This window comes from Peristeroidobacter agariperforans (genome assembly GCF_004138335.1).
Lineage (GTDB): Bacteria > Pseudomonadota > Gammaproteobacteria > Steroidobacterales > Steroidobacteraceae > Steroidobacter > Steroidobacter agariperforans.
The window spans coordinates 1,544,667-1,555,380 of the sequence record NZ_RYFW01000002.1; the positions used below are offsets into that span (position 1 = coordinate 1,544,667).

Genomic DNA, 10,714 nt, shown 5'->3' on the forward strand with positions numbered 1-10,714 from the left:
TCGCTGACCGATACTCTCATTCCCAGACGTTCGATTGTTTGCTTGCGCATCGATCGCTAGTTCACGCGGCATCGGCGCACGTCGCGTGTCGTTGGCCATCGCTCAGTATCGGGCAGTCACGCAGCAGCTACATAAAAAGCAAATAACCGTGCTGTGAGACTTCGAGACATCGCCCGCCGTTGGTGGGTCTCGGCCGATGTCATATCAATAGCAACAGCGGCGATGGAAGCTCCGCGCTCGATTCTCATAAGAAGGCAGTGGCTAAGTGTCTGGGGCAAGTCAACTGCAACAGGGTGCGTACCAGGGTAGGTTTCTTGCTCATGAACGGAGATTAAACAATGTCATATCGCCGACGGATCCACATTCCTGGAGGCACTTATCATGTCGTCCAGCGCGGCACCAAACAGCGACCGATTTTCTCTCACGCGGAGGACTACGAGTTATTCGAGTCGGTGCTTCAGGCGGCGTTGCGCAGTACCGGTGCGCGGCTGCACGCATACTGCTGGACCACCGAGGCCATATATCTGGCCGTGCAGATCGATGAGATCTCGCTGGGGCATTTCATGCAATGGGTGAAGAGCCGCTATGCGCGCGGCATTCAACGCAAGCTCGGCGAGCGGGGTCATTTGTTTCAAGTTCGTTATGACTCGGTGATCATCGATCCGAAAATGTATCTGACCAGCTTGATTCACTACATTCATTACGTGCCGGTGCTCAAGGGGCTGACAGATCGTCCCGAGGATTTCGCCTACTCGAGCCATCACGCATACACGAATGCGCGCGAAGTGCCATGGCTGCATTGTGGTACCGCGCGACGCATGCTCGGCAAGCGTGACGATCAGGCTCAGGCTTATCAGGTGCTAATGGCCGAGGCGCCGACACCGGAGACGGCGAAGCTGGTCGAGCGAGGCATGCCGAAAGCCCCCGGCATTCTCGGCGGGCCGGAGCTGGCCGAAGCGGCGGGCCATCGGCCCAAGCGATCCACGCGAATGACGCCGGATCAGATCATCCACGACGTTTGCCGGATGCTGGACGTGACACGCGAGGATGTGCTGTCGAAGTCGCGATTGCGCAGACTGGCGCTCGCTCGCGCTGTGATCGCCTGGCATACGACGGTGCGAGGCATTGCCACTCTGGCGGAGATCTCGCGCTATCTCGGGCGCGTGTCGTCGACGCTTTCCAAGACGATCACCTCGTATCGCAAGCGCCAGCCGGACTTGTTCAAGCTGGATGCGTTGTCGCACATGATGCCAATCGGCCTGGGCGGTCACGCCGTTTCGAGCGAGGACTTCCTGGACATGGGGCAATCCGCCGCGCACGCGAGCGGCGCCGAGCACGATGCGATGTACTGAGGCCTAGCGCTCCCAGGTCATGGTTCTGATCAAGGCTTTGGCCTGGGTGACGTATTTCTCGACAGTGTGAATGCTGAGCCCGAGTTCTGCGGCCACCTCTTCATAAGAGAGGCCGCGATGCTTGTGCGCGATCAGCACCATCGCATGGGTTTGGGGTAACCGGGCGAAGGCGCGCTCGAGCTGCTGTTGCAGGTTCAATCGGTCGGCCAGCTCGTCCGGCGAGCTGGCGCGATCATCGGATTCATCGTCACGATCGAGCTGGCGCTCATGCTCCTGCCAGGACTCGCTCCTGAAATCAGCAACCACGTGCGAGGCGATTCCAAAGATGTAGGCGACGGGTTTCTGCACTCGCTTCGTCGCATCTATTCGCAACAAGCGCAAATAAACTTCTTGAGCCAGATCCTCGGCGTCCTGACGCTGCGTCAAGCGACGCGCCAGGTAACGGTGCAGCTGTTTGTCATAGTTCCTGAATGACGAGGCATCGAAGGTGAAGGGCGCGGGCTCGGAGGCTGCGGTGGTCATTCTGCATCACTGTCCGACGGATGAGACTCAACGACGCTTTCGTCGAGCAGACAACAACTAAGCAGTGCAGCACTGCGCATCGACATCCCTAGCATCACGTGGGCTTGGCAAAAATGTGACAGAACTGCTACCGACTTCTTGCTGCAAGAACCGACAAGAACAAATAGACGGACCCCGTATCTATTGGGACTACCCGTCGAGGGCAACACAGCCCTGCAGATAACTAAGTGAATGTCCTAGGGGGAACTGGCCATGCTGGCAATTTCACGTGCGTTGATAGATCGACGAATGCGCGATTCACACACTGCTGTGTGGCTCACGTGAGCGCCGGTCCCGAGCGTTGCCCGACGGAGCAGAGCACGCCACCGGGTCCGGTCACGGAAGTTATTTCGATCGATACCAAGAGCCGCAACGAGCGCTTGACCAGATGGTTCGAGTCGTGGCGGGGCGCGATGAAGCGCTGGTTGTCCAGCCGCTCATCCATGCAGTCGGCAGACCTCGACGATGTCGCACAAGAGGTCTTTCTGCGTCTGCTCCGATACAGCGACGACGCAGTCGTCGAGTATCCGCAGAGCTATCTGTTCCGGATCGCGACCAACGTCGTCAACGAATGGCGGGAGCGGGCACGCAATAGCCTGCCGCACGACGACGTCTGGCTCTCGGATCTGCAGATCGAGCCGGAAGCCGAGCCGGAGAGCTCAGTCGAGCACGATCTCGTCAACGTCCACGTACGACGAGCGGTAAGCAGGCTGCCGCCGCGGCAGCGCCAAGTTCTGCTACTCCACATCAGAGAGGATCTGACGTATAAACAGATCGCCGCCAAGCTCAAGTTGACGCCGCGTGTCGTGCGAAGAGATATCGCTCGTGCGTATGCTGAATTACGCTCGGATCTGGGCTCGCCCGATCTCGATGCAGTTCAGCCCGTGCGCAGGAAGGCCGGATAACCTTACCGGGCAATCCACGTCAAGGGCCATGCACAATCATGGCCCGGTCTAGCTTGCGGGGGTGGAGGGGATCCGAGGCAGCGGATTTCCCAGCGGCCGCGGGCGGAATACCTAAAACTCCGTCGCACCTTGACGCGTTGGCGAGGAAGACGGATGTCTGACCGTCCCCAGAATGAAGAGCCGAGGTCGATCAGCGAGGCAGCTGCGGACTGGCTCGTTCTGATTCGCGCCGGCGAGATGACCGAGCAGGAGAAGCTCGATTACATCCACTGGTTGAAGGAGTCTCCGGAGCACATCCGCGAGATCCTGGAACTGGTGAATCTCGAGCAGCTGTTGAGAGAGACGCACGCCGAGCCCTCCGAGTCGGAGACGCCCGCCGACGAAGCGTCGAAGGTAATCGATCTCGCCATGCCCACCGGGAAGTGAGCGGCATACAAAACTCCAATGATCGATACGAACGCATGAGCCGGCGGCGGCAGGATTGCAGCAGCCTGCGTTGACCACGTTTTACGATCGCCGAGACCGGGCGCCCCGGCGCGACGCTGCCAGCGGGCGAACTGAGTCACGCGGCTCCGGGCAGAATCCAGGGATATCACACGGAACACAGTGGATGCCCGCATGAAACAGAAGACGGCCTTGATCACAGGGATTACCGGTCAGGACGGTGCGTATCTGGCCGAGTTTCTCTTGAAGAAGGGTTATATCGTTCACGGCATTCGGCGCCGGACGTCCTTGTTCAACACTCATCGCATCGATCATTTGTACATGGACGCGCACGAGCCGAATGCCCGGTTACATCTGCACTATGGGGATATGACGGACAGCAGCAGCTTGATGCGTGTCATCCAGAAGACCTGTCCCGACGAGATTTATAACCTGGCCGCGCAGAGTCATGTCGCGGTCTCGTTCGAAGAGCCTGAGTACACTGCCAACTCCGACGCGCTCGGAACGCTGCGTATCCTCGAGGCCGTGAGAATTCTGGGGATGGAGAAGCGCGTGCGCTTCTATCAAGCGTCAACGTCCGAGCTGTTCGGGCTCGTGCGGGAGATTCCACAGAAGGAGACGACACCTTTTTATCCGCGCTCACCCTATGCTGCGGCGAAGCTGTATGCGTACTGGATCACCATCAACTATCGCGAAGCCTATGGCATGTACGCGTGCAATGGCGTGCTGTTCAACCACGAATCGCCGAGCCGGGGCGAGACGTTTGTTACTCGAAAGATCACCCGCGCTCTGGCTCACATCAAATGCGGGCTGCAGGACTGTCTTTATCTCGGCAATCTGAACGCGCTGAGAGATTGGGGACACGCTCGCGACTACATGGAGGCGGCGTGGTTGATGTTGCAGCAGGGGTGTCCGGAAGATTACGTCGTTGCCACCGGCGAGCAGCGAAGCGTGCGCGAGTTCGTCGAATCCGCCGCAGAGCATCTGGGAATAAAGATTCGCTGGTCGGGTGAAGGGGTCGATGAGAAGGGCTACGACCGCAACGGCAAGTGTATCGTGGCGGTCGATCCGCGATATTTTCGTCCGACCGAAGTGGAGACGCTGCTTGGCGACTCCGCGAAGGCGCGGGCGAAGTTGGGATGGATTCCAAGAACGAGCTTTGCCGAGCTGGTCGAGGAGATGGTCAAGGAGGATCTGAAGGAAGCGCAGTGTGAGGAGTTGCTGAAGCCGCACGGATTTCCCGCCGTGTTCGGATCGCGCATCGCTTCCTGACGTCGTGGCGCATGCGGCGAGCACTGGTCACCGGCATCAACGGTCAGGACGGCTCCTATCTCGCGGAGTTGCTGCTCGAACGCGGGTACGAGGTCCTCGGACTGGTACGCGAGGATGCGGGAGATCGCCTGGGGCGCATTCAACACATCCGCAACCGGCTCGAGATTGTCGCGGGTAGTCTGCTCGACGATGCGCTGCTACGCCGGCTGCTCGCAGAGCGTCGACCCAACGAGATCTACAACTGCGCGGCCCGGGCATCGAGCAGTCAGCTGTTGACGGATCCAACGCTGACGGCCGAGTACAACGGGCTTGCCGTGGTCCGGCTGCTGGAGGCGATCCGGGCGGTCGATCCCAGTATTCGGTTCTGTCAGGCCTCCAGCAGCGAAATGTTCGGCGCGGCGACTCAGTCGCCCCAGAACGAGCTGACGCCGTTCCGGCCCAGGAATCCTTACGGCGTCGCGAAACTGTTCGCTCATGGGATGGTCGGCACGTATCGCGAGAATTTCGGGCTGTTCGGCTGCGCGGCCATCCTGTTCAACCACGAGAGTCCGCGCCGGGGTCCGGAGTTTGTGACCCGCAAGATCACGATGGGCGTCGCGCGTATCCGCGCTGGGCTGACGCGCTCGCTGCCTCTGGGGGATCTGGACGTTACGCGCGACTGGGGCTTTGCCGGGGACTACGTTCGCGCCATGTGGCAGATGTTGCAGGCGGAGGTGGCAGATGACTATGTCGTGGCTACTGGCGTCAGCCATTCGGTTAGGGAATTTTGCGATCTGGCATTCGGGCACGTCGGGCTTGATTACCGAGCGTATGTGCAAGCAGATCCGGGAGCTCGAAGAGCACCGGAAGCGATGCCCTTCGTCGGCGACGCCGGCAAGGCGAGGCTCAAGCTCGGCTGGCAGCCGTCCATGTCGTTCGAACGACTCGTGAGAACGATGGTCGATGCGGACATCGTTGCTCAGCAGGCGGCTGTTGCGGGATAGAGCCGGCTTACACGCGTACTGCTTCGGTGCTGGCGCGCGCAGTTTTTGTTCGCTCCGTCGCTGCCGCCTCCGTGGTGCGAACCAGCTCCAGTTGCGGCAAGGGGAAGATCAGGTTGTGTCCGATGTAGCGTGGATGATCGACGAAGAAGCTCCGGAAGTGCCAGGGCAGCACCAATAGATAGTCCGAGTGCATGGCCAGCACCTCCTCCTCGGAGGCGATGGGCAGCAGGCTGCCGGGCGTGAACGCTTCGTACTTGTCCGGGTTCACTTCGCCTACTCGAGCGATGTCGGCTTCCGTGATCTTGCAGTACTGCAGAAGGACGTTGCCCTTGGTGGACGCGCCCAGCGCGCAGACTGTCTTGCCGAAGCGCTTCGCTTCATCGAGGAAGGCGCGCAGGGTGGTGCGGCTGGCGGCAACGTTCCGGGCAAAGTTATGGAACGGGTCGAGCGTATGCAGTCCGGCGCGCGCTTCCTCGTCGAGGATGGCGTCCACCTGGGGAGATTCGGCGTGCCGTGAATCCTGTTTCGCCACCATGAGCGAGAAGCTGCCGCCGTTGATGTCGTTGAATTCGATGTCGACGATCTTCAAGCCGAGCCGGTCGGTCATCCACTTGATCTGCTTCAGCGCGTAGTACTCGAGATGCTCGTGGCAAACGGTGTCGTATGAGTTCCGCTGCAGCATGGTCGGCATGTAGCTCTGCTCGAGCACCCAGACGCCGTCGTCGTCGAGCACCTCGGCGATCTCCTGCATGAACGTCATGGGCTGTTCCAGATCGTAGAGCATGGAGAACGAGGTGACGACGGCGGCCTTGCGTTCGCCGAAGTGCTCGCGGACGGTGGCCGCGGAGAAGAACTCCGGGATCAGTCGAATGTGCGACGGATAGTACTTCCGAAACTTCGCACCGGTGGGGTCGATGCCGACCAGCGTGTAGCCCTGCGAAGGATATGCCTGGAGCGTGGTGCTGTCGTTGGCGCCGATATCGAGGATCAACGCGTCGCCAGGCAGCGTCACACGATCGAGAATGCGTCGCACCTTGGCGTGCAGGTGCGCGACCATGCTCGAGTTCAGGCCCGAGCGGTAGCCATAGTTGTCGCCATACAGCTCGCCGAGATCGTAGGTGTGCTGAAGTTGTAACAATCCGCAGACTGCGTCATCGCCGATGCACTTCACGAGCTTCAACGGACCGGCGGTGACCTGCTGTGTTCGTGTTCTTGGGAACACGCCGGTGAGTGTCTGTTCGCCGAGATCGAGGACTTCGACGAGTTGCGTGTTCTTGCAAATGCGACACTCGGAAATCTGTCGGTACATGGAATCGCTCCTGGTTCGATTGCGTCCGTTGCGTGGCGCCGAAGGAAGAGTCCTGCCTAATTGGACTGGCTGCGTCGTGCGCTCAACGGCCCTGGCGCGAGAGCGCCGGAGGAGGGAAGAACTGCTTGAATAGCAGAGCTTTTGTCGCCACGACGCGGGAGTGTCGGTCGAGAGACTCTTGGCGTGAATCGAGTTGTGCCGAGGCGACGAATTGCTCGTACGCAAGGCAGTCCCAAGCTGACGGGGCTCGAACTTAAGGGCCAATCTCAGCGCGCATCGCGTCACACTGTCGCTAACTGCCTACAAGACCCTGATTCGTTCAGAATCAGGGTCTTAGCAGTTTGCCTTGAAGTCTTAAGGGCAAAAACTGTCACTTTTTGGCGACGAACAGCCCAAGTTCCCACCTGCTGAAAAATTGTAGTTTCCACCCAACTTGCTGATCTGAAAGACCCTTTCAGCAGCTGGCACAGCTCTTGTTATTACTCTCCCTGTGCCCTCGCAGGCCCCTCAGGGCGGCGAGACTCAGCTCCCGGATATCGAATAGATATCAAAGACTTATAGCGGAAACGTGTGGTGAACATCAATAAACCACGCGGCTGCCGCGACAGTGGAGAACCATGCGACGTACTTACTTTCCGGGTTTTTTTTCCGGCTGCCTGATCCTGAGCTCTGTATTGCTGACCGGTTGCGGCGGCGGGGGCGGAGGCGGCGGTGACTCTTCTACTAATGCCAGTCCACCTCCGGCCAGCGGCACCAATGCTGCTCCGACGATGAGCGGGACGCCGGGCTCCACCGCCGTGGTCGGCCAGGCTTATAGCTTCCAACCGGCGGCGGCCGATGCGAATGGAGACAAGCTTACCTACGCGGTCGCCAACCTGCCGGGCTGGGCCACCTTCAACGCGCAGACGGGTCGGATCTCCGGCACGCCGACGGCGGCACAAGTGGGCGCCTACGCCAACATCAAGGTCACGGTTTCGGATGGCACAGCCAGCGCGACCGTCGGGCCGTTCACGATCACGGTGAGCGACGTTGCCAATGCCACCGGCAGTGCGACCCTGTCGTGGACGCCCCCGACTCAGAATTCGGATGGCAGCTCGCTGGGCAACCTTGCTGGATATCGAGTGATGTACGGACGCACCGCCGGCAACCTGGATCAGACGGTGAATTTGGATAACCCGTCGCTGGACCGGTATATGGTCGAGAACCTGAGCTCCGGCACCTGGTACTTCGCGGTGGTGGCGGTGAATGCCACTGGTGTGACCAGCGGGTTGTCGAACACCGCGAGCAAGACGATCAGCTGACCGCTGCCCGATGCAACGGGCGGTCTCGACCCCAGGATGTGCTGGGAGCGGGACCGCCCGTTTTTATTTCAATCCTCGTCGGTCTCCATCTGCGACTGGCAGTAGTTCTGAATGCCGACGCGCTTGATCAGATCGAGCTGCGTCTCCAGCCAGTCGATGTGCTCTTCCTCGGACTCGAGGATGTCTTCGAACAGTTCGCGCGAGACGTAATCGGAAACTTGCTCGCAATCGGCGATGGCCTGGCGCAGGTCGGGGTGGGCCTGCATTTCCAGCTTCAGATCGCAGTTCAGCGCTTCTTCGACGTTCTCGCCGATCAGCAGCTTGCCCAAATCCTGCAGGTTCGGCAGCCCGTCCAGGAACAGGATGCGCTTGATGAGCTTGTCGGCGTGCTTCATCTCGTCGATGGATTCTTTATAGGTATATTCGCCCAGTTTCTTCAGACCCCAGTGCTCGAACATGCGGGCGTGCAAGAAATACTGGTTGATGGCCGTCAGCTCGTTTTTCAAAACATTATTGAGATGACGCAATACCGTTGCGTGACCCTGCATGTGCTCTCCTTCCGGACTCGATAAATGACAAGACAGCCGCGAATCTTGGGGGAGCGGCGCGGAACGAGGCAACTGCGCGTCAGCGCAGCATCGAAAGGGGGGAGACGGCTCGACGAATTACCGCGAGAATACGCGGCCTTGGCTAGGCGGCGGCGGGACGATTCGCAGATTCGATATGAGACTCAATCACTTCTCGCGCAGAATCTTCGCATCGGCCGCAGCAGGCGGCGACGGGCAGGCGCATCTGGACTTCGAACAGCGAGCACGCGCCCTGATCGACGGTCTCGCGGATCTGGCGGTCGCTGATGGCATTGCACACGCAAATGTACATGGTTGGCTCTCGATCCCGGCGACTGGCTGGAGTCGCGACGATTGGCCGTCATGTAAATACAAATGCGAATGATTGTCAATTGATGAGTGGCCCTACACTATATCGGGCTTTCCCCGAAGCCGATATCGACGAGCCTTTCTCCCGGGGTGGGACGGGTTCGTCGATTTGACAGTAGCGCGTGTGACTGCCTTCACGCGCTCGTGAGGGTGAGATGACTAGACTTACGGCCGCTGGTGCGCCGCGGGGAACTCGCGCTCAATAGCCGGCCGGACCTGGCACTGATCAGAAGCGAAAAGGCTCGAAGTAACGCGTGGCGATCCGAATCTTCCAACATTACTGGCACCTGCACCTGGCCGTGCTCGCGGTCATCGAAGGTGTGATTTTCTTTTTTGCGCCCTATGCCGCGGCCTATCTGCGCTTCAATTCGCAGCCGTTGGCCGAGGAAATGCTCGGCCCGATGTTGCCGCGAGGGGTGCTGTTCGCGGCAGTGCTGTTCATCAGCATGGCCGCCATGGGCTTGTACAATTCGCGCCAGCGCTCGCGTCTGGCCGGCCTGATCGCGCGCGTCGCCGCCAGCGTGTTCGGCGGCGCCATGTTCATCGCCATCCTTTTCTATCTGTTCCCGGCCCTGCACATTGGCCGCGGTGCGCTGTTGATCAGCCTGGCGATCGCGTTCAGCGGCTCGGTGATCGCCCGCATCGTGTTCGACACGCTGGTCGATGAGGACTTGTTCAAGCGTCGCGTACTGGTCTATGGCTCCGGCCGTCGCGGCGCGAGCATCGCCCGCCTGCGCCGTCGTTCCGACCGTCGTGGTTTCGTCGTCGTGGGTTATGTGCCCGCCGAAGGCGACGAGGGCTCGGAGGTGCCGGAGGACGAGAAGCTGCCGACCACGGTCGATCTGCTCACCTTGTGCGAAAAGCTCCGGGTCGATGAGATCGTGGTGGCCATGGACGATCGCCGCCGTCGCTTCCCCATGGATCAGTTGCTCGAGTGCCGGCTGGAAGGCGTCGACATCCTGGAGCTGGTGACGTTCCTGGAGCGCGAGACCGGCAAGGTGCGGCTGGATCTGCTCAATCCAAGCTGGATGATTTTTTCCGAAGGCTTCGGCCGCGGCCGGATCCACGACACGTTGGAGCGCGGGTTCGACATTCTCGCCAGCCTGCTATTGCTGGCGGTCGCGGCGCCCCTCATGGTGGTGACGGCGCTCGCCATCAAAATCGTGGAAGGTCCGAAGGCCTCGATCTTCTATCGTCAGGTGCGAGTGGGGCAACACGGCCGCCCGTTCCGGCTGCTGAAGTTCCGGAGCATGCGCGAAGACGCGGAAAAGGACGGCGCGCAGTGGGCGCAGAAAAACGATTCCCGAGTCACGCCGATCGGTGCATTCACCCGGCTCACGCGCATCGATGAGTTGCCGCAGATTCTCAATGTGCTGCGCGGCGAGATGAGCTTCGTCGGTCCGCGCCCGGAGCGGCCGGAGTTCGTTGGCCAACTTGAAGAGCGGATCCCGTACTATCGCGAGCGCCACACCATCAAGCCAGGCATCACCGGATGGGCGCAGCTTTGTTATCCCTATGGCTCCTCCGAGCAAGACGCGATCGAAAAACTGCAATACGATCTGTTCTACGTCAAGAATCACAGCCTGCTGTTCTACCTGGCCATCCTGGTACAGACGGTCGAGGTGATCTTGTGGAGAAAAGGCGCGCGTTGA

At 60.2% G+C, this 10,714-nt stretch carries 11 protein-coding genes; 7 read left to right on the forward strand and 4 right to left on the reverse strand.

Annotated elements, in window-relative coordinates; genetic code table 11:
* Positions 1-338: 338 nt before the first annotated feature.
* A complete protein-coding gene (locus EK373_RS20490; protein WP_129645544.1) occupies positions 339-1,352 on the forward strand; it encodes a helix-turn-helix domain-containing protein in 1,014 nt (337 codons plus the stop codon).
* A gap of 3 nt (positions 1,353-1,355) precedes the next feature.
* On the opposite strand, the gene EK373_RS20495 is transcribed toward EK373_RS20490, so the two are convergent.
* The gene (locus EK373_RS20495) at positions 1,356-1,874 is read right to left on the reverse strand and encodes an RNA polymerase sigma factor (RefSeq protein WP_129645545.1); all 519 of its coding nucleotides are present in this window, start codon (positions 1,872-1,874) and stop codon (positions 1,356-1,358) included.
* Positions 1,875-2,194: 320 nt separating this feature from the next.
* Between EK373_RS20495 and EK373_RS20500 the strand changes: the two genes are divergently transcribed.
* From EK373_RS20500 to EK373_RS20515, 4 genes are all read left to right on the forward strand, one after another.
* Positions 2,195-2,818 carry an RNA polymerase sigma factor gene (locus tag EK373_RS20500; protein ID WP_129645546.1) on the forward strand — a complete coding sequence of 208 codons (624 nt, stop codon included), beginning with the start codon at positions 2,195-2,197 and terminating at the stop codon, positions 2,816-2,818.
* Between the two features lie 153 nt (positions 2,819-2,971).
* Positions 2,972-3,244: a FecR/PupR family sigma factor regulator gene (locus EK373_RS20505; protein WP_129645547.1), complete on the forward strand. Its 273-nt coding sequence runs from the start codon at positions 2,972-2,974 to the stop codon at positions 3,242-3,244.
* A gap of 192 nt (positions 3,245-3,436) precedes the next feature.
* Positions 3,437-4,534 (forward strand): GDP-mannose 4,6-dehydratase, encoded by a 1,098-nt coding sequence (gene gmd, locus EK373_RS20510; RefSeq protein WP_129645548.1) that lies wholly within the window; start codon positions 3,437-3,439, stop codon positions 4,532-4,534.
* Positions 4,535-4,545: 11 nt separating this feature from the next.
* Positions 4,546-5,517: a GDP-mannose 4,6-dehydratase gene (locus tag EK373_RS20515; protein WP_129645549.1), complete on the forward strand. Its 972-nt coding sequence runs from the start codon at positions 4,546-4,548 to the stop codon at positions 5,515-5,517.
* A 7-nt stretch (positions 5,518-5,524) separates the two neighbouring features.
* Here EK373_RS20515 and EK373_RS20520 read toward each other — a convergent pair whose 3' ends face one another.
* Positions 5,525-6,826 carry a class I SAM-dependent methyltransferase gene (locus tag EK373_RS20520; RefSeq protein ID WP_129645550.1) on the reverse strand — a complete coding sequence of 434 codons (1,302 nt, stop codon included), beginning with the start codon at positions 6,824-6,826 and terminating at the stop codon, positions 5,525-5,527.
* A gap of 617 nt (positions 6,827-7,443) precedes the next feature.
* Between EK373_RS20520 and EK373_RS20525 the strand changes: the two genes are divergently transcribed.
* Entirely contained in the window at positions 7,444-8,127 is a 684-nt protein-coding gene (locus EK373_RS20525) for a putative Ig domain-containing protein (RefSeq protein WP_129645551.1), read from the forward strand.
* Positions 8,128-8,195: 68 nt separating this feature from the next.
* On the opposite strand, the gene bfr is transcribed toward EK373_RS20525, so the two are convergent.
* Positions 8,196-8,675, reverse strand: a complete 480-nt coding sequence (gene bfr / locus EK373_RS20530; RefSeq protein WP_129645552.1) for a bacterioferritin — start codon at positions 8,673-8,675, stop codon at positions 8,196-8,198.
* A 142-nt stretch (positions 8,676-8,817) separates the two neighbouring features.
* Positions 8,818-9,006: a (2Fe-2S)-binding protein gene (locus EK373_RS20535; RefSeq protein WP_129645553.1), complete on the reverse strand. Its 189-nt coding sequence runs from the start codon at positions 9,004-9,006 to the stop codon at positions 8,818-8,820.
* A gap of 310 nt (positions 9,007-9,316) precedes the next feature.
* Here EK373_RS20535 and EK373_RS20540 point away from each other — a divergent pair, with 310 nt between their 5' ends.
* Complete coding sequence (locus EK373_RS20540) at positions 9,317-10,714, forward strand: TIGR03013 family XrtA/PEP-CTERM system glycosyltransferase (protein ID WP_129645554.1); 1,398 nt, start codon at positions 9,317-9,319, stop codon at positions 10,712-10,714.

Excerpts from the sequence above, each read along its gene's own strand:
- EK373_RS20495 (WP_129645545.1), bottom strand. The coding sequence starts at position 1,874 with ATGACCACCGCAGCCTCCGAGCCCGCGCCCTTCACCTTCGATGCCTCG.
- bfr (WP_129645552.1), bottom strand. The coding sequence starts at position 8,675 with ATGCAGGGTCACGCAACGGTATTGCGTCATCTCAATAATGTTTTGAAA.
- EK373_RS20535 (WP_129645553.1), bottom strand. The coding sequence starts at position 9,006 with ATGTACATTTGCGTGTGCAATGCCATCAGCGACCGCCAGATCCGCGAG.
- gmd (WP_129645548.1), top strand. The coding sequence starts at position 3,437 with ATGAAACAGAAGACGGCCTTGATCACAGGGATTACCGGTCAGGACGGT.
- EK373_RS20490 (WP_129645544.1), top strand. The coding sequence starts at position 339 with ATGTCATATCGCCGACGGATCCACATTCCTGGAGGCACTTATCATGTC.
- EK373_RS20520 (WP_129645550.1), bottom strand. The coding sequence starts at position 6,826 with ATGTACCGACAGATTTCCGAGTGTCGCATTTGCAAGAACACGCAACTC.
- EK373_RS20515 (WP_129645549.1), top strand. The coding sequence starts at position 4,546 with ATGCGGCGAGCACTGGTCACCGGCATCAACGGTCAGGACGGCTCCTAT.
- EK373_RS20505 (WP_129645547.1), top strand. The coding sequence starts at position 2,972 with ATGTCTGACCGTCCCCAGAATGAAGAGCCGAGGTCGATCAGCGAGGCA.
- EK373_RS20525 (WP_129645551.1), top strand. The coding sequence starts at position 7,444 with ATGCGACGTACTTACTTTCCGGGTTTTTTTTCCGGCTGCCTGATCCTG.